This window comes from Roseobacter sp. HKCC-CH-9208, assembly GCF_037805125.1.
GTDB lineage: Bacteria > Pseudomonadota > Alphaproteobacteria > Rhodobacterales > Rhodobacteraceae > M30B80.
In genome coordinates, this window is the sequence record NZ_JBBLYK010000001.1 from 348,415 (window position 1) to 367,908 (window position 19,494).

Below are 19,494 nucleotides of genomic sequence, written 5' to 3' on the forward strand. Positions count from 1 at the left end.
TTAGATGGAAAAAGAAAAGCCGCCCTCTAGGGGGCGGCTTTTTTGTGTCGTACAGGAAACGCGGTGGATTATTCCACGCCTTCAATCAAGACCAATTCGCGAATTGAGCTGTCCTTGGCAAACGCCATCGCCTCTTGATAGGCGGGGCTGTCATAGCAGGCATTGGCATCGGCCAAACTGGAGAACCAGATCACCACATTTCGCGCATGACCCTGCCCTTCTTTGATAATCACCTCACCACCGCGCGCCAAGAATTTGCCGCCAAAAGCCGCAATCGCGGGGCCTGCCAATTCGGCATAGCGCGCATATTCCTCTGGATTTGTAACGGTGACATGCGCCACCCAATATGCCCCTGCCATATTATGATACTCCCTTAATCACATCCCGCACGGCTGCAAGCGCCGCATCGGCTTGGGTGGCATCCTTCGCCCCCCCTTGCGCCAAATCTGCGCGGCCACCGCCGCCCTTGCCGCCAAGCGCCTCAACGGCTGCCTTGACCAGATCAACGGCGCTAAGCCGCGCGGTCAGATCATCGCTCACCCCTGCGGCCACTGCGGCCTTGCCATCAGCTTCGGCAATCAAAAGAAACGCGCCAGAGCCGATTTTGGCCTTATGCGCATCAATCAGCCTGGGCAGATCTTTGCCAGTAACACCTGCAACCACCTGCCCAAAAAAGGCGATGCCGCCGATATCTTCGGCAGCGAGCTCTTTGGCCCCCGCACCACCACCCGCAAGCGCAAGCTGTTGGCGCAATTGGTCGCGTTCATTCTGAAGCGCGCGGCGCTCCTCCATCAACGACTGGACACGGGCCAAAACATCAGGCCCTTGCGCCTTGAGCATCCCGCCAAGCTGGCTGAGGATGCGATCTTGTTGCGCCAAATAATCAAAGGCCGCTTGCCCCGTCAGCGCCTCAATGCGCCGCACACCCGAGGAAGAAGCGGTTTCCGCAAGGGTCACATAAAGCCCAATGTCGCCCGTGTGGCGCACATGGGTGCCGCCGCACAGTTCAAGACTATAGGTCGCGCCATCGCTGCCCTTGCCCGACCCTGCAAGCTTACCCATGGAGACCACGCGCACCTCATCGCCGTATTTCTCACCAAAGAGCGCCTGCGCCCCCAAATCACGCGCCACATCAGGGGTCATGATCCGTGTCTCAACAGCCACGTTTTGGCGGATGAATTCATTCACCTCGGCATCGACCCGCACCAATTCCTCGGTGCTGAGCGCCTTGGCGTGTGAGAAATCAAAGCGCAAACGATCCGCCGCGTTCAATGAACCACGCTGCGCCACATGATCGCCGAGCGCGCGGCGCAGGGCCTCGTGCAACAAATGCGTGGCCGAATGGTTCGCGCGAATGGCGCTGCGGCGGCTGTGATCCACAACCAATTCCGCAGCCTGCCCTCTCGTAATCTCGCCTTCTGTAACCTTGGCGATATGCAAGAACAGGCCCGCAACCTTTTTCGTGTCTGATATTTCAGCGCGGCCCGTATCGGTCTTAACCAGACCAGTATCGCCAACCTGACCGCCGCTTTCGCCGTAGAACGGGGTTTGGTTCGTAATCAGCGTGACAGCGCCGCCTTTTGCCGCGGCGTTCACTTCGGCCCCGTCAGAAACAAGCGCCAAAATCTGTCCTTCGGCCCGTTCCGTGTCATAGCCCAAAAATTCAGTCGGGCCATGTTGATCGGACAGATCATACCAAATTGCGGCATCTGCCGCCTCGCCCGACCCTGACCATGCGGCGCGCGCCTTGGCCTTTTGGGCCTCCATCGCTTGGTCAAACCCGTCTGTATCCACCTTGCGGCCCTTTTCGCGCAGAGCGTCCTGGGTCAAATCCAGCGGAAAGCCATATGTGTCATAAAGTTTGAACGCAGTCTCACCTGCCAAAGCGGCCCCTTCGGGCAGATCAACAAGGGCCTCATCCAACAGTTTAAGCCCACGATCAAGCGTGGTGCGGAAGCGTTCTTCCTCAAGCTTAAGCGTTTCGGTGATCAGCGCCTGCGCGCGGCCAAGCTCGGGATAGGCCTGCCCCATCTGGCTAACCAAAGCAGGCACGAGGCGATACATCAACGGATCTTGCGCGCCCAAAAGATGGGCGTGGCGCATCGCGCGGCGCATGATACGGCGCAACACATACCCCCGCCCCTCGTTTGAGGGCATAACCCCATCCGCAATCAAGAATGAGGTCGAGCGCAAGTGATCTGCAATCACGCGGTGATGCACATTCTTTGGCCCGTCTGGATCAACGGATGTTGCGTGCGCGGAAGCCTCAATCAAGGCGCGCATCAGATCGGTGTCATAATTGTCGTGCTTGCCCTGCAAAAGCGCGCCAATCCGCTCAAGACCCATGCCCGTATCGATGCTCTGCATGTTAAGAGGCACCATCGAGCCATCCGCGAATTGCTCATTTTGCATGAAAACCACGTTCCAAATCTCAATGAAACGATCGCCATCTTCTTCGGCCGATCCAGGAGGGCCGCCCCAGATATGGTCGCCATGATCATAGAAAATCTCGGTGCAAGGGCCGCAAGGGCCTGTTGGCCCCATCTGCCAGAAATTGTCGGATGTGGCGATGCGGATGATCCGATCCTCCGGCACGCCCACCTTTTTCCAAATCTCAAACGCCTCGTCATCGGTATGATAGACCGTGGTCAAAAGACGTTTCGGGTCGATATCAAAATCCTTGGTGATCAATTCCCATGCAAAGGGAATGGCCTCTTTTTTAAAGTAATCACCAAACGAGAAATTCCCAAGCATTTCGAAAAACGTGTGGTGGCGCGCCGTGTAGCCGACATTATCAAGGTCATTATGCTTGCCGCCCGCGCGCACACATTTTTGCGCCGTGGCGGCGCGTGGCGGGTCACGATGCTCAAGCCCTGTAAAGACGTTTTTGAACTGCACCATGCCAGAATTGGTGAACATCAAAGTCGGGTCATTGCGCGGCACAAGCGGCGAGCTTTCGACAATGGCATGGCCGTTGCGTTCAAAATATTTGAGAAAGGTTGAGCGAATATCGTTCAAACTGGCCATGAGCACGCGGTCTTTCTGACTAAATCCATCGGTTCTGCGTGGGATACAAGTTTGTCAAAGCACTGTCCACAGGACAAAAACTTGGGGCGGGGATGGAAATTTCAAGGGCCTAAAATACAAGACGCGCGCAGCCCGATTGGGGCTACGCGCGAAACTGTGCTGACGCAAGGAGTGAGGAATTAATCCTCAACCATCGCGTTGTCATCACTGTCATCCATGCCGAATTCCAACCCATGGGCGGCGCGGATTTTGTCTTCGATCTCCAATGCCATGCTTGGATTGTCTTTCAGGAATTGCTTGGCGTTTTCGCGGCCCTGTCCAATCCGCTCGTCCCCGTAAGAGAACCAAGCGCCTGATTTCTCAACCACGCCTGCCTTAACACCCAAATCAAGCAATTCGCCCGTTTTCGAGATGCCCTCGCCATACATGATGTCGAATTCCACCTGTTTGAACGGAGGGGCCACCTTGTTTTTCACCACTTTCACACGGGTTTGGTTGCCGACAACCTCGTCACGATCCTTGATCGCGCCGATGCGGCGGATATCCAAGCGCACGGATGAATAGAATTTCAGCGCATTGCCACCTGTGGTGGTTTCTGGGCTGCCAAACATCACACCGATTTTCATGCGAATCTGGTTGATGAAAATCACCATACAGTTTGAGCGTGCGATGGAACCTGTCAGTTTGCGCATCGCCTGAGACATGAGGCGCGCATGCACCCCGACTGAGCTGTCGCCCATATCACCCTCAAGTTCGGATTTCGGGGTCAACGCTGCAACGGAGTCGACCACAACAAGGCTGACCGCACCAGAGCGCACCAATGTATCGGTGATTTCTAGCGCCTGTTCCCCTGTATCGGGCTGAGAAATCAAAAGATCATCCAAATTCACGCCCAATTTTTTGGCATATTGTGGGTCAAGCGCGTGTTCGGCATCGACAAAGGCGCAAACCCCGCCCTTCTTTTGCTCTTCCGCGACCGCGTGAAGCGTCAGAGTGGTCTTCCCCGAGCTTTCAGGGCCATAGATTTCTATGATCCGCCCCTTTGGCAGACCCCCAATCCCAAGGGCGATATCGAGCCCGAGCGAGCCTGTCGATGTCGCCTCAATTTCTTGGATGGCATTCTCGCCCCCAAGGCGCATGATCGAGCCCTTGCCAAATTGGCGCTCGATCTGTGCCAAGGCGCTGTCGAGTGCCTTTTGCTTTTCCGCCGCGTTGCGATCCGTCATGTCCAAAATATCCGCCATTGCCATTGGTTTGGCTCCTTATTTCACACTGCTGCCAAGGCGGCAATGCTTGCCCGTGTTCACCTCTTGTTCTCGGATATAAATGCAAACAAAAAGAGAACATTTCAAGTAAAATCTTGCAAGGCCCATGTTTTACGGTGAATGGTAAAGAAGTGGTTACGGGGATCGCCCTTGGCGATAATATTAATATGATCATGTTTTTTAAGCAGAAACTGGTGCTTTTCAGCGTGCCGAAAACAGGCACAACCGCATTAGAGGCCGCAGCCCTGCCCTATGCGAGTGCGGCGATTCTTGACCCGCCGGGGATGAAACATGTCTCCGTGTCGCGCTATCACGCGCAGCTTGCCCCGTTTTTTGAGGCGCGCGGCAAGCAGCCGCATTAAACCATGGCCATCATGCGCGAACCCATTGACTGGCTTGGAAGTTGGTATCGCTACAGGCGGCGCGACAAGATCAAAGGAAAACTAAATTCAACCGCTGATGTAAGTTTCGCCGAATTTGTTGAGGCATGGTTGCTTGATGCCCCGCCTGCTTTTGCACAAATCGGCGCGACCGACCACAGCGGTGACATAGAGGTCGTGCGCCCCGCATAGGTCAGGCCCAAGCCAAGGGTCACAATCCCAAGCACCAAAAGAACTGTCACAAGAACAGGAGAAAACTGACCAAACCGCGGCTTGGTTTGCCCGCTCGCTATACTGGCTTGATCTGACAAGCCGCGCCTCCGTGTTCACGTTTTTTCACGCAGCATCGGCCCAAACAATTAACGATTGATTAAGATTTACGCGAAAGGCGCGGCAGCGCGCAAAGATGCCTTATTTTGCCTGTAACACGGCAAAAAAGAACCCATCCGAGGCATCGCGCGGATCAAATCGGCGTGACTGAAGCAGGTCAAACTGCGGATGGCGCTCCAAAAACGCATGCACCGCATCCTCATTTTCCGCACGCAGCAGCGAACAGGTCATGTAAATGATATGGCCGCGCGGCGCGGCAAGGGCCACCGCCCGATCCAAGATCTGCGATTGCTCACTCTGCAAGGCCGCCAGAGTTTCGGGTGTCATCCGCCACCGCACCATCGGATCACGCCGCCATGTTCCACTGCCAGAACAGGGCACATCCAAAAGAACCACATCAAATGGGACTTCGTGATCCAATTGCGCATCTTCGCGGGTTTGATAGACCATCCCCGCACGTTCAGCGCGCAAGGCGACATCGCCCATGCGTTTGGGGAATTTATCATGTAATGTTAGATCCGCATCACTGCGCGCGGCAATGGCCAAAGATTTCCCCCCTGCGCCTGCGCAATAATCCAAAATGCGCCCTGTTTGGGGCACTGGGATCTCAGCCATTGCCATCTGCACAGACAGGTCTTGCACCTCGATCAAACCTGCCTGATAGGCGGCTGTGGCGGTGATTTTGCGCGCGCCAGTCTGCACCTCAAGCGAGGTGGCAAGGCGTGGGTCGGCTATCGCGTGCACGCCCGCTTGGGCCAAGTCGGCAATCACATGCTCAGGCGTGGTCTTGCGCGTATTTACCCGCAGATAGACAGGCGCCCGCGTGGACATGGCGGCAAGCAAGCCCTCCAAGTCTGGCCCAAATTCCGCCTTGAGCAGCGCCAGCAGCCAATCGGGCGTATCGCTCAAAATATCGGGGGTTGGGTGTTCCTTCGCCTCATCCGCCGAAAGCGCGCTGGGGCCGTATGGCATCTGCCCAAAGACATCCTCAACCGCCACACCTTGCAGGCGCAAAAGCCCCAAAATCAGCGCGCGCCCCGTGGCCTGCGGGACGGTGCATCCCGCAAGGGCCGCCGCCCGGCCCCGATTGCGCAGCACATCGTAGACATGGTCCCTAATGGCCGCGCGGTCTTTTGACCCCGCGAAGCGGGCAGACCTGCCCCATGCCCGCAAGGCGGTTTCAGGGGTTTGGCCCGCAAGAATGGTGTCTAAGACCTCAATCGCGGCCTGATATCGCGCAGCAGGCGTCACGCGCGCGCCTCAGCCCACGCGGTAATTGGGGCTCTCGCGGGTAATTTGCACATCATGCACATGGCTTTCTTGCAGGCCCGCATTGGTGATTTTCACGAATTGGCAGTTTTTGCGCATCGCATCCACAGTGGCCGAGCCCGTGTAGCCCATCGCCGCGCGCAAACCGCCCACCAACTGGTGGATAACCGCATTGGCACTGCCTTTATAGGGCACCTGCCCCTCGATGCCTTCGGGCACCAATTTGTCAGAGGCGGCATCTTTTTGGAAATAGCGATCCGCTGAGCCGCGCGCCATGGCGCCAAGACTGCCCATCCCGCGATAGGATTTGAACGAGCGACCTTGATAGAGGATCACCTCACCAGGGGATTCATCTGTGCCCGCAATAGCAGAGCCAACCATCGCGCAAGAGGCACCTGCGGCAATCGCCTTGGCGAAATCGCCCGAGAATTTAATACCGCCATCAGCAATGATCGGCGTGCCAGAGACAGCGGCTGCTTCGGCACAATCCATGATCGCGGTTAATTGCGGCACACCAACGCCCGCCACAATCCGCGTGGTGCAAATAGATCCGGGGCCAATGCCCACTTTGACCGCATCTGCGCCCGCATCAATCAAGGCGCGAGTGGCATCGCCTGTGGCGACATTGCCCGCCACAACCTGCACAGCATTGGACAGTTTCTTAACCCGCTCAACCGCATGGGCCACGCCCTCGGAATGCCCGTGCGCAGTGTCGATCACGATCAGATCACAGCCTGCGTCAATCAACGCCTCCGAACGCTCGAAGCCCGCATCACCCACGGTTGTGGCGGCGGCCACGCGCAAACGGCCTAAATCATCTTTGCAGGCATTGGGGTTCAGCACTGCTTTCTCAGTATCTTTCAGGGTCAAAAGACCCGTTAGCTTGCCCGATTTATCGACAACCAACAGCTTCTCGATCCGCCGTGCCTTCATCAGGCTTTTGGCTTCTTCCAAATCTGCAGGTTCGCGCAGCATCGCCAAATTTTCAGATGTCATCATCGCGCGCACAGGCGTCTCGTCAGATGTCGCAAAGCGCATATCGCGATTGGTGACGATCCCCACCACGAGGCCCTTTTCATCCACAACAGGAAAGCCAGTGAAATTATACCGCTCAATCAGGGCCTTGGCATCGGCCAAGGTCTGATCTGGGGTCAATGTGACGGGGGAATAGACAATGCCGCTTTCAAACCGTTTGACGCGCCGCACCTCGCGGGCTTGTTCCTCAAGCGTAAGATTGCGGTGGATCACGCCCATACCGCCCGCCTGCGCCATTGCAATCGCCATGCGCGCCTCGGTCACTGTATCCATAGCGGAAGACAAAAGCGGGATGTTCAGCGCAATCGATTTTGTCACCCGCGTGCGCGTATCTGCAGTCGAGGGCAGCACGCTAGACGCGGCAGGCAGCAGCAAAACATCATCAAAGGTAAGGGCCTCACGAATCTCCATCACGCATCTCTCCTTGCGGGAGTTTCAATTGGCACTGCCCTATCTCATGCATAAGCCCTGAGGGAAAGCCCCAATCGGGAAAAAATCTCAGCCGCGAAATCCTGAGGCGACCACAAATTTCTCGGAACTATCCGCGCGGCTCGCGCCTGGTTTCACATTTGCCACCTTGGCAAAGCGCTGTTTGAGGATCTTTTGCAAATCGCCCTCCGCGCCCCCTGCCAACACTTTGGCCACAAATGTGCCGCCCTCTTCCAACACATCAAAGGCGAAATAGGCTGCGGCCTCGCACAAGGCGATGATGCGCAAATGGTCGGTTTGCTTATGCCCTGACGAGGCTGCGGCCATATCGCTCATCACGACATCGGCTTTGCCGCCAAGCCAGCCTTTGACCTTTTCATCTGCATCATCTTCCATGAAGTCCAATTGATGCAGCTCTGCGCCTGCGATGGCTTCGACTTCTTGCAGATCAACACCGATGATACGGCCAATGGCCTTGCCTGATTTCTCGCCCAACGCGTTGATCCTAGGCACGGCCACCTGACACCATCCCCCCGGCGCACAGCCCAAATCAACCACCTGCGCGCCTGGCACCAGAAAGCGGAACTTGTCATCCAATTCCATGATCTTAAACGCCGCGCGGCCGCGATAGCCTTCGCGCTTGGCGCGCTGCACATAGGGGTCGTTTAACTGCCGCTCCAACCAACGGGTTGAGCTGAGTTTTCGCCCGCGCGCGGTTTTGACCTTCACACGCAAATCCCGCGCGCCGCGCCCGCTGCCGCTTTTTCCTGTGGGGGTTTTGGTCATCTCAGGTTCCAACTCGCTTCTTTCCCCCGCTTACTGCGCAGACCGCATTAGCGCAAGGGACTGCGCCTTTTGCGCGAATTTCCAAAACCTGCCGCACAGGTCATGGACAAGCCCGCCAAGCCACGCCAATTTAGCCGCAATGACGCAGCGCAAGGATCAACACCACATGGCACGCAAAATCATCATTGATACGGATCCAGGCCAAGATGATGCGGTGGCCATTCTGTTGGCTTTGGCCTGCCCTGAGGCGCTTGATGTATTAGGCGTTGTGGCCGTTGCAGGCAATGTCCCCCTGCCCTTGACCGAACGCAATGCCCGCATTGTGACGGGTCTGTCTGGGCGCACTGATGTGCCCGTCTTCGCGGGCGAGGCTGCCCCGCTTGCCCGCCCCCTTGTGACCGCCGAGCATGTGCATGGGCAAACAGGTCTAGATGGCCCGCCCTTGCCCGAGCCCCATCTGCCGCTTGACCCTGAATATGGGGTGGATTTCATCATTCGCAGCCTGCGCGCCCATCCCAACCAAGTAACGCTTTGCCCGCTTGGCCCCCTGACCAATATCGCACGGGCCTTTCAAAAGGCCCCCGATGTGATCCCACTGGTGCAAGAGATCGTGCTGATGGGCGGCGCTTATTTTGAGGTCGGAAACATCACCCCTGCCGCAGAATTTAACATTTACGTAGACCCAGAGGCCGCCGAGATTGTGTTTCAATCAGGCGCGCCGATCACGATGATGCCACTCGATGTCACGCATCAGGCCCTGACAACCGCGCCTCGCGTTGCGGGCTTTGAGGCAATGGAAAATCACGCAGGCGCGATGGTTGCCGCATGGACAGCGTTCTTTGAACGCTTCGACAAAGAAAAATACGGCGCTGCTGGGGCGCCTTTGCATGATCCTTGCGTAATTGCCTATCTGTTAGATCCTGACCTCTTTTCTGGCCGCACCATCAATGTCGAGGTTGAAACCCAATCCGAGCTGACACTGGGCATGACGGTCGCGGATTATTGGGGTGTTACAGATCGCAAGGCCAATGCGCTGTTTATCCGCGACATGGATGCAGATGGGTTTTATGCGCTGCTGCATGACAGGATCGCAAGACTGCCATGACAGGCCAAGACAAACCCCCTCCTAGCATCGGCTTTGACAACAGCTATGCCCGCCTGCCCGATCGCTTTTTTGCGCGGGTTGCCCCGACCCTTGCGCCAGATCCAAAGCTTTTGGCGCTTAATAACCCGCTTACAGACCGCTTGGGGCTTATTGATACGCTCCGCGCTATGAGCGATGACGAACTGGCCCAGATTTTCGCAGGCAACAAGATGCTTGCAGGGGCAGATCCGATTGCACAGGCCTATGCGGGGCATCAATTCGGCGGATGGGTGCCGCAATTAGGGGATGGGCGTGCAATCCTCTTGGGCGAGGTGGTAACGGATCGGGGGCGCTTTGACATCCAACTCAAAGGCGCAGGGCGCACACCCTTTTCGCGCATGGGCGATGGGCGCGCATGGCTTGGGCCCGTCTTGCGTGAATATGTCTTGAGCGAGGCGATGGCGGCCTTTGGGATACCCACCACCCGCGCTTTGGCCGCTGTCACCACGGGCGAGGATATCCTGCGCGAAGATATCCGCCCCGGCGCGGTTCTCGCCCGCGTTGCCCAAAGCCATATCCGCGTGGGCACATTCCAGTATTTTGCAGCGCGGGATGATCGCGAGGCCCTGCGCGCTTTGGCGGATCACGCAATCGCGCGCCACTATCCGCAGGCCCAAAGCCTTGATGATCTTTTGATCGGGATGCGCGATGCGCAAGCGCGCCTTATTGCGCAATGGATGGGGGTGGGGTTCATCCATGGCGTGATGAACACCGATAATATGACAATATCGGGCGAAACCATTGACTATGGCCCTGCCGCCTTCATGGATCGTTATGATCCTGAGCAGGTGTTTTCATCCATCGACCAGTTTGGGCGCTATGCTTATGCCAATCAGCCCAATATCGCGGTCTGGAACATCGCCCAATTCGCCACCTCGCTTTTGCCCATCTGCGATGGCCCACGTGAGGATGCAATAGACCGTTTCACCGAGATCGTGCAGGGATTTGCGGACCGCTTTGACGCGGAATGGTATGCGGTTTTGGGGCGCAAACTGGGGCTTGGCTCTGATCATCCGCAGGCAGGCACAATGGGGCTTGCGTTTCTCGAACATCTCGCACGGCTGGGGGGGGATTTCACCCGCGCCTTTCGGGCACTGACCGATGGGGGCCTGTCGGGCCTTGAGGCTGAACTATGCGCAACGGGGGATCAAGCCCTGCGCGACTGGGGCATGATGTGGGACGGTGAAACCACCGCTGAGACGCGCGCCGAAATGGGTCAGGCCAACCCTGTGCGCATCCCGCGCAATCATCAGGTTGAGGCAATGATCGCGGCTGCGCTATCGGGTGATCTCTCGAAATTTCACGCCCTAACCCATGCCTTGGCTGCGCCCTTCACGCCCGACCTTACCCTCGCCGCCTACGAGGCCGCGCCTACCGCGGCAGAACGGGTGACACAGACCTTCTGTGGCACCTAGCGGCGATTGATCAAGATCAGCCCCGCACAAACCAAAGCAAGCGCAAGCAAAAGCTCAAGCCCAACCGCCTCGCCCAAAAAGAGCCATCCCATCGCAACCCCAAAAATCGGCGATAAAAAGCTAAAGGACGCAATGGAGGAGGCAGGGTAAATCGAAATGAACCAAAACCAGACCAGAAAGGCGGCAAAGGCAATCACCACAATCTGAAAGCCCAGCCCCGCCCAATGGATCAGCTCAGGGTCACGCAAGAACGGGCCAAAAAACAGCGCCGCCGCGATCAATATTGGGCCAGAAACTAGAAGCTGCCAGAATAACTGCATTTCAATCCGCAGCGTGCGCAACGGCGTGATCCGTGCCGACACCGCAATCGCAGCCCAACACATTGCCCCTGCAATCGCATAAATATCGCCCAAAACCCCGCCTGCGCCGCTTGCCCGCCCGTCATGCGGCCATGCCAAAGCGCACACCACCCCGCCAAACGCAAGCGCCAACCCGATGCCTTTTTGGGTTGTAATCCGCTCGTCAGGGATCAGAAAATGCGCGGCCAGTGTCAGCCAAATCGGCATGGTGTAAAACAAAACCGAGGCGCGCGCGACCGTGGTGTAATCAAGCGCAAGAAACAGAAACATAAACTGTCCCGCAAAGAGCAGCGCCACCCAAAGGCCCGAGAGGGGCGCACGGGCGAAATCAAGCGGGATCCCGCGAAAGCGCATCCACAACAGCAGCAAAAATGCGGCCCCCACAGATCGGATGCCTGCAAAAAACACGGGCTGAATCCCCTCATTCGTGACCCTGACCACGACCTGATTAAAAGCCAGAAGAACCGCAAACAGGATCATGCCCACAGCGCCAAATTGATCCATCTGCGCTTTGCGCTGTGGTTGATGCTCCATCACCCTGCCTTTGTGTTTTGATATGCCATGACCCAAGCGGTCTTTTCGGGCGATGTCAAATCCCTTACAGAAGAAAAGGCACAGGTGGAAAAAGGGCCAAATTGGTGACTGAGACGATCGAAATGAGATGCAATGCGCAAGGGCTGCGCATGACGGAACAGCGCCGCGTCATTGCGCAGGTTCTAGACGCATCTGCCGATCACCCCGATGTCGAAGAACTTTATTCTCGGGCCTCCGCCGTTGATCCACGCATTTCCTTGGCCACAGTCTATCGCACCGTCAAATTATTCGAAGAAGCAGGCATCCTAGAGAAGGTGGAATTCGGCGATGGCCGCGCACGCTATGAGGATGCAGAGCGCGAACATCACGATCATCTCATCGATGTGACAACAGGCGATGTCATCGAATTCATCGACCCCGAGATCGAAGCCCTGCAAGAAAAAATCGCAGCTAAGTTGGGCTATAGGCTTCAGGGGCACAAGCTTGAGCTTTACGGCGCGCCGATTACAGCGCCCAAGAAAAAATAGTCAGACCCACCACAGGGCTAGCATCGCGCCACGGCACAGGCTAAGCCACGCGCAAGGCTACTTTGCACGGAAGCGACCCCCAGAATGGAAAATATACGCGGCATCGCCTTGATGACGGCAGCGATGTTTGGCTTTGCGATTGAGGATGCGCTGGTCAAAACCCTCAGCGTGACCATGCCTGTCGGACAAATTTTGATCCTTTTGGGCTTAGGGGGGGCGCTGATCTTTGGCGGGATCGCGTGGACGCAAGGCACCAAATTGATCACCCGTGACTTGCTTGACCCGCTGATGCTGACCCGCAATTTGGGCGAGATGTTTGGCACGATGGCCTTTGTCTCTGCCCTCGCGCTGTCGCCCATGTCCCTTGTTGCCGCCATTGTGCAGGCCATGCCCTTGATGGTGACGATGGGCGCGGCCCTGTTTTTAGGCGCGCCTGTTGGGTGGCGGCGGTGGAGTGCGATTATCATCGGCTTCATCGGGGTTCTCATCATCATCCACCCCGGCACAGCCGAATTTGATATCGGTGCGGTTCTGGCCCTTTTGGGGGTCACGGGCCTGACGGCACGCGATTTGGCAACCCGTGTGATGCCCGCGAAATACAGCGCAATGCAGCTGTCGTGTTACGGGTTTTTTGCGGTGGTGCCCGCAGGCCTGTTACTCTGGGCCTTTTCAGGAGGTGCCTTTGCCCCGCAAAGCCCCGAGCTGATCCGCCTTGCTGCCGCCCTGCTTGCTGGGTTGATGGGCTATTACGCGCTGACCCTCTCGATGCGTATGGGGGATATCTCGGTCATCACACCATTTCGATATTCGCGGCTCTTATTCGCGCTGATCTTGGGTGCGATTGTTTTTGGCGAGCGGCCCGATGCCTATATGCTGACAGGGTCGGCCATCGTGATCGCGGCGGGGCTTTACACGTTGATCCGCGAAGCGCGGCTTGCGCGCGCCGCACAACAGGCGCAATCGACCCTTTCTTCTGATCCCACATCGCGCTAAAGCATCGCGCAAATCTTTTTTCTTTCTTCACAGACAGGCCAAGCCATGACCACCATCATTGATATTCACGCCCGCGAAATTCTCGACAGCCGTGGCAACCCCACTGTTGAGGTGGATGTAATCCTCGAAGATGGCACATTGGGCCGCGCGGCCGTGCCTTCGGGTGCATCCACAGGCGCCTACGAGGCGGTTGAGATGCGCGATGGCGAAAAAGCGCGCTATATGGGCAAAGGTGTTCAAAAGGCGGTCGCGGGCGTCAATGGCGAATTGGCCGACACGTTGGTTGGGTTTGACGCCACCGAACAGGCCGCAATTGATGCGGTGATGATCGAAATGGACGGCACCGAGAATAAGGGCCGTCTTGGCGCGAATGCGATTTTGGGCGTCTCCATGGCCGTTGCCAAAGCCGCCGCCGAGGCGACAGGCCAACCGCTTTATCGCTACATCGGCGGCACTCAGGCGCGCGTTTTGCCTGTGCCCATGATGAACATCATCAATGGCGGTGAGCACGCTGATAACCCAATCGATATTCAAGAATTTATGGTCATGCCTGTTGCGGCCCCAACATTGTCTGAGGCTGTGCGGTGGGGGTCGGAAATTTTCCACACCCTGAAAAAAGAGCTGTCCGCCGCAGGTCTGGCAACGGGTGTTGGCGATGAGGGCGGCTTTGCCCCTGCGCTTTCGTCGAGCCGCGCGGCGCTTGATTTCATCATGCAGTCGATTGAAAAAGCAGGCTTCAAGCCTGGCTCTGATGTGATGTTGGCACTTGATTGCGCGGCGACCGAATATTTCAAAGGCGGCAAATATGAGCTGACAGGTGAAGGCCTCAGCCTGACCCCTTCGGAAAATGTGGCCTATCTCAAGGCGCTTTGTGCTGATTACCCGATCTTGTCCATCGAGGACGGCATGTCCGAAGATGATTGGGCAGGTTGGAAAGAATTGACCGATGCGATCGGCGACAAGGTGCAATTGGTGGGTGATGATCTCTTTGTCACCAACCCTGCCCGCTTGGCTGAAGGTATCGAAAAAGGCTGCGCCAATGCGTTGCTGGTTAAAGTGAACCAGATCGGCACACTGACCGAAACCTTGGAGGCGGTCGAACTGGCGCATCGCAACCGCATGGCCTGCGTGATGAGCCACCGCTCAGGCGAGACCGAGGATGCCACGATTGCCGATTTGGCCGTGGCCACAAATTGCGGCCAGATTAAAACAGGCAGCCTCGCGCGCTCGGATCGTTTGGCAAAATACAACCAATTGATCCGTATCGAGGAAGAATTGGGCGATGTCGCGCGCTATGCGGGCACATCCATCCTGCGCTAAGGCATGATGACAGCCGCCGAGATTATCGCCCATCTGGGCCTGATGCCCCATCCTGAGGGTGGGCATTATCGGCAAACATGGGTGGGCGGCGGCGTGGCCGACCGCCCTGCGGGATCTAGCATCTATTTCCTTCTGGCCGCAGGCGAGGTCAGCCATTGGCACCATGTCGATGCGACCGAGATTTGGCATTACCACGCGGGCGCGGAATTGATCCTGTCGCTCAGCGCCACCGATCAGGGGCCTGCGCGGGATCATATTCTTGGGCCAGACCTGACCCGCGCAGCGCCGCAGATCATCGTGCCAGAAGGGCATTGGCAATCGGCGCGCAGCACGGGGGATTACACGCTAGTGTCCTGCACTGTCAGCCCTGCCTTTTCTTTTGACGGCTTTACCCTTGCGCCCGCAGGGTTTGATATCCCGCGCGAGACTGGCTAGGGGCGGCTAATTTGCCCGCCCCCTATGGCCGCCGCCACGCCAGTGGTTGCAGGTGCAGAGGTGGGCAGCCCTGCCTGCACCCGCGCCGCAAGATAGGCAAAGGCCTGCGCCTCGAGGAAATCCCCATCAAAGCCCGCCGCCTCAACCGCCACGACCTCTAGGCCCGTTAACGCGGCGAGGCGCGCCATAAGATGGCCATTCTTACGCCCGCCACCACTGACCAAAATCTGGGCAACAGGTTTGGGCAGATGCGCGAGGCTTTCGGCCACGGCGCGCGCGCTGACCTCGGCCAAACTGGCCAGACCATCGGGCAAGGGCATCGTCTGCGTCTCGGTCAGAACCTGCGCAAACGTATCGCGATCAAGGGATTTTGGGGGCATTTTCAAGAAATACCCATGCGCCATGACCCGTGCGACAAAGGCCTCGTTCACGCGGCCCGATGCGGCCAAGGCGCCGTCAGTGTCATAGCCCTGCCCTGTCCCTGACATAAGATCATCCATCGGCGCATTGGCAGGCCCCGTGTCAAAGGCCAAAAGCGCCCCCTCCTGTTCTGGGCGGTCATGGCTTGGATCAACATAGGTGATATTCCCCACACCCCCCAAATTGAGAAAGGCCAAGGGTGCCGCGGCGCCCCTATGTTTTGCGAGGGCAAAATGATAAAACGGGGCCAAAGGCGCGCCCTGCCCCCCCATCCGCATATCATTGCTACGGAAATCCCAAACCAAGGGGCAGTCAAAGGCCCGCGCCAAAACCGCGCCATCGCCCAATTGATGCGTGCGTCCCTGATCTGGATCATGCGCCAAGGTTTGCCCATGAAACCCTATGAGATCAAAGCGCGCGTTCAACGCCTGCAGCGCCTCGATATGTGCGCGGTGGATAACCTCTTGGGCCTCTGCAAGGCCCGCATCATCGGGCCATTTGCCAAGGCAGCCGCGCAGCACGGCACGCTCCTGCGCTCTATAGGGACGAAAGGCCGTTTGACCAAAGCCAAGCACATGCACCCCATCAGTGTCCAAAACGGCGGCATCCACCCCATCTAGCGATGTGCCAGACATCAATCCCGCCACGCGTAGCCTTGGGTTGGCTTGACCCTTTCCCTTCATCCCCGCCCCCGTTATAGATCACTGCGCAGAGCATAAAACCGCTGCGCCTCGCTTGCCAAGAATGGATCACACCGCAATGACCTACCAGCCCAAATCCGACTTCCTTCAGATCATCCGTGCGCGCGGTTTTCTTGCGGATTGCACGGATCTGCAAGAGCTAGACGAAAAGCTGCGCGCGGGCGTGACCCCTGCCTATATCGGATATGATGCAACGGCAAAATCCCTGCATGTGGGTCATTTGCTGAACATCATGTTGCTGCGTTGGTATCAAAAAGCGGGGCATAAGCCGATCACATTGATGGGCGGCGGCACCACAAAGGTTGGTGATCCCTCCTTCCGATCTGATGAACGCCCACTTTTGGATGCGGCGGCCATTGATAATAATATCGGGGGCATGAGCCGCGTTTTTGCGCGTTATCTCAGCTATGATGACAGCGCGACTGGCGCGTTGATGCTGAACAATGCCGAATGGTTGGACGGGCTGAATTATCTGGAGTTTTTGCGCGATATTGGGCGGCATTTTTCGGTCAATCGCATGTTGTCGTTTGAATCGGTCAAATCGCGTCTGGATCGCGAACAAAGCCTGAGCTTCCTTGAATTCAATTACATGATCCTTCAGGCTTATGACTTTCTTGAACTGAACCGCCGTTATGGCTGCGCGCTGCAGATGGGGGGGTCGGATCAATGGGGCAATATCATCAATGGTATCGACCTGACCCGCCGTGTTTTGGATCACGAGATTTTTGGCCTGACCACGCCGCTTCTGACCACATCAGATGGCAAGAAGATGGGCAAATCCCAAGGTGGCGCGATCTGGCTGGATGGCGAGATGCTGTCGCCCTACGAATTCTGGCAATTCTGGCGCAACACGACCGATGCGGATGTGGGTCGATTCCTGAAACTTTACACCGAATTGCCGCTTGAAGAGTGCGAGCGGTTTGGTGCGCTTGCAGGTTCCGAAATCAACGACGCTAAAATTGTTCTTGCCAATGAGGTGACGGGTCTGTTGCACGGGCGCGATGCCGCCGCAGCAGCAGAGGCCACCGCGCGCGAGGTGTTTGAGAAAGGGGGTATGGGCGATGACCTGCCCCGTCTCACGCTCAGCGCCGATGACATTGGCGAGGGCGTGTCGATTGTGCAGCTGATCACGCGCTCAGGCTTGGCAGGGTCGGGCAAAGAGGCCAAGCGCCTGATAGCAGAAGGCGGCGCAAGGATGAATGACGCGGCCATTACGGATGCAGGCCTGATGATCACAACCAGGGATCTGGCCACGCCCTTGAAACTGAGCGCAGGGAAAAAGCGCCACGCCTTGGTGGAATTGGGCTGATCCGTTAATCTTGGATTTACCTTAATCGGGCAGTCTTGCGGCTATGTTGCACAGCCTGCCCGATCTTGATGATGCCCTACCCATTGCCACAGCGGGCTTTGCCCAATCTGCGGGTTTTGAGCAGGCATTGCGCGCTAGGGCAGTCTGTTGCGCGCATTGACGGGCAGCTTTTCATAACGCGCCGTTTTCCAATCCTCGGCCCTGTTGGCTATTGCGCAAAACTTGCTCATATTCCTGCCTCCCTTCTTTCAGGCGCATCCCCACAGGGCATGGCACATGTGCTCATCAACGCGGCCACCCCTGCGCAAGGGGCAGTCTTGGCCCGTGCGGGGTTTCTGCGCCTTGCCAAACCGCGCCAGAGCTTGAGCGTGCCGCTGACGCAAAACCCCGCCGAGATGGTCGCGCGCCTGCATCCCAAATGGCGGGCTGCGCGCAAAACTGTCCTTGCCCCCTTGCACCGCTTAGCGCGCCAGACGCAACAGCCGCGCGCGGGCGGGCGGAACGGCGGCAATCTCTAGCCCTGTGAACACATGCAGCGTGTTCAAATCTTGATCAATCACAGCATGATCGCTGACCCATCCCCCCAACATCAAATAACTGCGCAAAAGCGGCGGCAGCGTTGCCATTGCCCGTTTCAGATCGGGTTTGCGCCGCAGCTTTGCCGCGAATGGAAACACATGTGACGACTTGATCTGAGGCCGCCATCGGGCGGGTGCGATATGGCGATCACGCAACAGCGCAAAGGCATCATGATAGGGCTGCGCATCCGTGCCGTGAAAAGACGAGCAACCAAAGAGCAGCTTGACCTCGATCTCATCCACATAGGCAGTCAATGCCCCCCATGCGAGACGCAAAATGTCAGGGTCATGCACCTCTGGCGCAAGGCAAAAACGCCCCATCTCAACCATTGGCCCATCAAAATCTGACAGGGGCGATAAATCATAAAACTGCGCCGAATAACTGGTTTTCAGGGCTGCCCCATCGGGCAGGCACATTAGGCGAAAGCATGCGACCAATTCCCCCGCCTCCTGCGTTTCAATGAGGATATGGTCGCAAAGCGCATCATAGGGATCCGCATCTAGACCCGCCCCATCTGCCCCACCGCGAAAAGCACGGTGCCGCAGGGCTTGCGCGGCGGTCACATCGGCAGCGGTTTGGGCCATGCGCAGCCGATATTTCCCCGCCACCTTCTCGCGCATGATGCACCTATGTTACGCAGACAAAGGATTAATTGCTGGCGTTGACCAACTCACCCACATTGATGCGGCCAAAATTACCCATAACCTGACGGAAAATCGACACTTCACGGATCGAGCTTTCCGTAACGCGGCGCGAAATATCGACAATCTGACCATCGGCCAGCGTGTAGGTTTCAACATTCGACACGGTGCCGTTATCGGCAAAGGATACGGCCACGATATCGCGGCTCACAATCTCGGGCGCCCGCGATGCATAGCTGCGCACACGATATTGCGAATAGAACCATGTGGTTTCGCCAATCACGCCCTCACCAGCAGGGCGGCCAAGGGTTTGCCCGAGGCTGTCGCGGGTATCTTGACCGATGGTGATGGCATCCAATTCTTCTTGCGGCGGGATAAAGCCGTGATCACGGAAACTTTCGGTGCAGCCAGACAAAGCCAATCCAAAGGCCACTGCAATCGCCGCTGCACGCACCCGTTTGCGCCCCATGCGTGCCTGCGTGCTGATCCGAAGTTCTGCCATGCCCATCTTCCTTACCCTAGCGCCAGCTTCCCTTCTGCGCTTGGGCGCAAACATTCAGGCATGGCGTCTGTCTTCATTTGGGCTTAACTTACAG

General features: G+C 57.4%; 20 protein-coding genes. 9 read left to right on the plus strand and 11 right to left on the minus strand.

The annotated features are described in order from the left end of the window. Positions 1–68: 68 nt before the first annotated feature. From AAC621_RS01745 to recA, 3 genes are all read right to left on the minus strand, one after another. Entirely contained in the window at positions 69–359 is a 291-nt protein-coding gene (locus AAC621_RS01745; RefSeq protein ID WP_340251596.1) for a DUF1330 domain-containing protein, read from the minus strand. Between the two features lies 1 nt (position 360). Next, positions 361–3,027, minus strand: coding sequence for an alanine--tRNA ligase (gene alaS, locus AAC621_RS01750; RefSeq protein ID WP_340251598.1), 2,667 nt, complete (start codon positions 3,025–3,027; stop codon positions 361–363). Positions 3,028–3,206: 179 nt separating this feature from the next. Beyond that, positions 3,207–4,277 (minus strand): recombinase RecA, encoded by a 1,071-nt coding sequence (recA, locus tag AAC621_RS01755; protein ID WP_340251600.1) that lies wholly within the window; start codon positions 4,275–4,277, stop codon positions 3,207–3,209. 131 nt (positions 4,278–4,408) lie between these two features. Between recA and AAC621_RS01760 the strand changes: the two genes are divergently transcribed. Then, entirely contained in the window at positions 4,409–4,654 is a 246-nt protein-coding gene (locus AAC621_RS01760; RefSeq protein WP_340251602.1) for a hypothetical protein, read from the plus strand. Positions 4,655–4,704: 50 nt separating this feature from the next. On the opposite strand, the gene AAC621_RS01765 is transcribed toward AAC621_RS01760, so the two are convergent. The 4 genes from AAC621_RS01765 to AAC621_RS01780 all read right to left on the minus strand — a co-directional run bounded on the left by AAC621_RS01765 (position 4,705) and on the right by AAC621_RS01780 (position 8,521). Beyond that, the gene (locus tag AAC621_RS01765; protein ID WP_340251603.1) at positions 4,705–4,983 is read right to left on the minus strand and encodes a hypothetical protein; all 279 of its coding nucleotides are present in this window, start codon (positions 4,981–4,983) and stop codon (positions 4,705–4,707) included. 100 nt (positions 4,984–5,083) lie between these two features. After that, positions 5,084–6,253, minus strand: a complete 1,170-nt coding sequence (locus AAC621_RS01770; protein ID WP_340251605.1) for an RsmB/NOP family class I SAM-dependent RNA methyltransferase — start codon at positions 6,251–6,253, stop codon at positions 5,084–5,086. A 9-nt stretch (positions 6,254–6,262) separates the two neighbouring features. Next, on the minus strand, positions 6,263–7,717 hold the full coding sequence (guaB, locus tag AAC621_RS01775) for an IMP dehydrogenase (RefSeq protein ID WP_340256251.1): 1,455 nt from the start codon (positions 7,715–7,717) through the stop codon (positions 6,263–6,265). 87 nt (positions 7,718–7,804) lie between these two features. Next, on the minus strand, positions 7,805–8,521 hold the full coding sequence (locus AAC621_RS01780) for an RlmE family RNA methyltransferase (protein WP_340251607.1): 717 nt from the start codon (positions 8,519–8,521) through the stop codon (positions 7,805–7,807). A gap of 166 nt (positions 8,522–8,687) precedes the next feature. Between AAC621_RS01780 and AAC621_RS01785 the strand changes: the two genes are divergently transcribed. Together AAC621_RS01785 and AAC621_RS01790 are read left to right on the plus strand one after the other, a co-directional pair. Next, positions 8,688–9,626 carry a nucleoside hydrolase gene (locus AAC621_RS01785; protein WP_340251609.1) on the plus strand — a complete coding sequence of 313 codons (939 nt, stop codon included), beginning with the start codon at positions 8,688–8,690 and terminating at the stop codon, positions 9,624–9,626. After that, a complete protein-coding gene (locus AAC621_RS01790) occupies positions 9,623–11,080 on the plus strand; it encodes a protein adenylyltransferase SelO (RefSeq protein ID WP_340251611.1) in 1,458 nt (485 codons plus the stop codon). Before AAC621_RS01785 ends, AAC621_RS01790 begins: the two co-directional genes overlap by 4 nt. Here AAC621_RS01790 and AAC621_RS01795 read toward each other — a convergent pair. Further along, a complete protein-coding gene (locus tag AAC621_RS01795; protein WP_340251613.1) occupies positions 11,077–11,973 on the minus strand; it encodes a DMT family transporter in 897 nt (298 codons plus the stop codon). The two genes, AAC621_RS01790 and AAC621_RS01795, sit on opposite strands and share 4 nt — an antisense overlap. 122 nt (positions 11,974–12,095) lie before the next feature. Here AAC621_RS01795 and AAC621_RS01800 point away from each other — a divergent pair, with 122 nt between their 5' ends. The 4 genes from AAC621_RS01800 (at position 12,096) to AAC621_RS01815 (ending at position 15,248) form a co-directional block, all read left to right on the plus strand. Then, on the plus strand, positions 12,096–12,500 hold the full coding sequence (locus AAC621_RS01800; protein WP_445322509.1) for a Fur family transcriptional regulator: 405 nt from the start codon (positions 12,096–12,098) through the stop codon (positions 12,498–12,500). Positions 12,501–12,584: 84 nt separating this feature from the next. Continuing rightward, on the plus strand, positions 12,585–13,493 hold the full coding sequence (locus AAC621_RS01805) for a DMT family transporter (RefSeq protein ID WP_340251617.1): 909 nt from the start codon (positions 12,585–12,587) through the stop codon (positions 13,491–13,493). 45 nt (positions 13,494–13,538) lie between these two features. Next, a complete protein-coding gene (eno, locus tag AAC621_RS01810) occupies positions 13,539–14,813 on the plus strand; it encodes a phosphopyruvate hydratase (protein ID WP_340251619.1) in 1,275 nt (424 codons plus the stop codon). Between the two features lie 6 nt (positions 14,814–14,819). Then, positions 14,820–15,248, plus strand: coding sequence for a cupin domain-containing protein (locus tag AAC621_RS01815; protein WP_340256254.1), 429 nt, complete (start codon positions 14,820–14,822; stop codon positions 15,246–15,248). Here AAC621_RS01815 and AAC621_RS01820 read toward each other — a convergent pair. After that, on the minus strand, positions 15,245–16,351 hold the full coding sequence (locus tag AAC621_RS01820; protein WP_340251621.1) for an anhydro-N-acetylmuramic acid kinase: 1,107 nt from the start codon (positions 16,349–16,351) through the stop codon (positions 15,245–15,247). The genes AAC621_RS01815 and AAC621_RS01820 overlap by 4 nt on opposite strands. Before the next feature lie 76 nt (positions 16,352–16,427). Between AAC621_RS01820 and tyrS the strand changes: the two genes are divergently transcribed. Both tyrS and AAC621_RS01830 read left to right on the plus strand, forming a co-directional pair. Beyond that, positions 16,428–17,678 (plus strand): tyrosine--tRNA ligase, encoded by a 1,251-nt coding sequence (gene tyrS / locus AAC621_RS01825; RefSeq protein WP_340251623.1) that lies wholly within the window; start codon positions 16,428–16,430, stop codon positions 17,676–17,678. 68 nt (positions 17,679–17,746) lie between these two features. Then, the gene (locus tag AAC621_RS01830) at positions 17,747–18,196 is read left to right on the plus strand and encodes a hypothetical protein (RefSeq protein ID WP_340251625.1); all 450 of its coding nucleotides are present in this window, start codon (positions 17,747–17,749) and stop codon (positions 18,194–18,196) included. On the opposite strand, the gene AAC621_RS01835 is transcribed toward AAC621_RS01830, so the two are convergent. After that, positions 18,140–18,877 carry a GNAT family N-acetyltransferase gene (locus tag AAC621_RS01835; protein ID WP_340251627.1) on the minus strand — a complete coding sequence of 246 codons (738 nt, stop codon included), beginning with the start codon at positions 18,875–18,877 and terminating at the stop codon, positions 18,140–18,142. The two genes, AAC621_RS01830 and AAC621_RS01835, sit on opposite strands and share 57 nt — an antisense overlap. 28 nt (positions 18,878–18,905) lie before the next feature. Then, complete coding sequence (locus AAC621_RS01840; protein ID WP_340251629.1) at positions 18,906–19,400, minus strand: outer membrane protein assembly factor BamE; 495 nt, start codon at positions 19,398–19,400, stop codon at positions 18,906–18,908. Positions 19,401–19,494: the final 94 nt, after the last annotated feature.

What these genes read in the sequence shown, in the direction of transcription:
- AAC621_RS01780 (WP_340251607.1), bottom strand. Translation starts at nt 8,521, where the DNA reads ATGACCAAAACCCCCACAGGAAAAAGCGGCAGCGGGCGCGGCGCGCGG.
- alaS (WP_340251598.1), bottom strand. Translation starts at nt 3,027, where the DNA reads ATGGCCAGTTTGAACGATATTCGCTCAACCTTTCTCAAATATTTTGAA.
- AAC621_RS01830 (WP_340251625.1), top strand. Translation starts at nt 17,747, where the DNA reads ATGATGCCCTACCCATTGCCACAGCGGGCTTTGCCCAATCTGCGGGTT.
- recA (WP_340251600.1), bottom strand. Translation starts at nt 4,277, where the DNA reads ATGGCAATGGCGGATATTTTGGACATGACGGATCGCAACGCGGCGGAA.
- AAC621_RS01835 (WP_340251627.1), bottom strand. Translation starts at nt 18,877, where the DNA reads ATGCGCGAGAAGGTGGCGGGGAAATATCGGCTGCGCATGGCCCAAACC.
- AAC621_RS01745 (WP_340251596.1), bottom strand. Translation starts at nt 359, where the DNA reads ATGGCAGGGGCATATTGGGTGGCGCATGTCACCGTTACAAATCCAGAG.
- tyrS (WP_340251623.1), top strand. Translation starts at nt 16,428, where the DNA reads ATGACCTACCAGCCCAAATCCGACTTCCTTCAGATCATCCGTGCGCGC.
- AAC621_RS01790 (WP_340251611.1), top strand. Translation starts at nt 9,623, where the DNA reads ATGACAGGCCAAGACAAACCCCCTCCTAGCATCGGCTTTGACAACAGC.
- AAC621_RS01785 (WP_340251609.1), top strand. Translation starts at nt 8,688, where the DNA reads ATGGCACGCAAAATCATCATTGATACGGATCCAGGCCAAGATGATGCG.
- AAC621_RS01840 (WP_340251629.1), bottom strand. Translation starts at nt 19,400, where the DNA reads ATGGCAGAACTTCGGATCAGCACGCAGGCACGCATGGGGCGCAAACGG.
- eno (WP_340251619.1), top strand. Translation starts at nt 13,539, where the DNA reads ATGACCACCATCATTGATATTCACGCCCGCGAAATTCTCGACAGCCGT.
- AAC621_RS01795 (WP_340251613.1), bottom strand. Translation starts at nt 11,973, where the DNA reads ATGGAGCATCAACCACAGCGCAAAGCGCAGATGGATCAATTTGGCGCT.
- AAC621_RS01820 (WP_340251621.1), bottom strand. Translation starts at nt 16,351, where the DNA reads ATGAAGGGAAAGGGTCAAGCCAACCCAAGGCTACGCGTGGCGGGATTG.
- AAC621_RS01800 (WP_445322509.1), top strand. Translation starts at nt 12,096, where the DNA reads ATGAGATGCAATGCGCAAGGGCTGCGCATGACGGAACAGCGCCGCGTC.
- AAC621_RS01805 (WP_340251617.1), top strand. Translation starts at nt 12,585, where the DNA reads ATGGAAAATATACGCGGCATCGCCTTGATGACGGCAGCGATGTTTGGC.
- AAC621_RS01815 (WP_340256254.1), top strand. Translation starts at nt 14,820, where the DNA reads ATGACAGCCGCCGAGATTATCGCCCATCTGGGCCTGATGCCCCATCCT.
- guaB (WP_340256251.1), bottom strand. Translation starts at nt 7,717, where the DNA reads ATGGAGATTCGTGAGGCCCTTACCTTTGATGATGTTTTGCTGCTGCCT.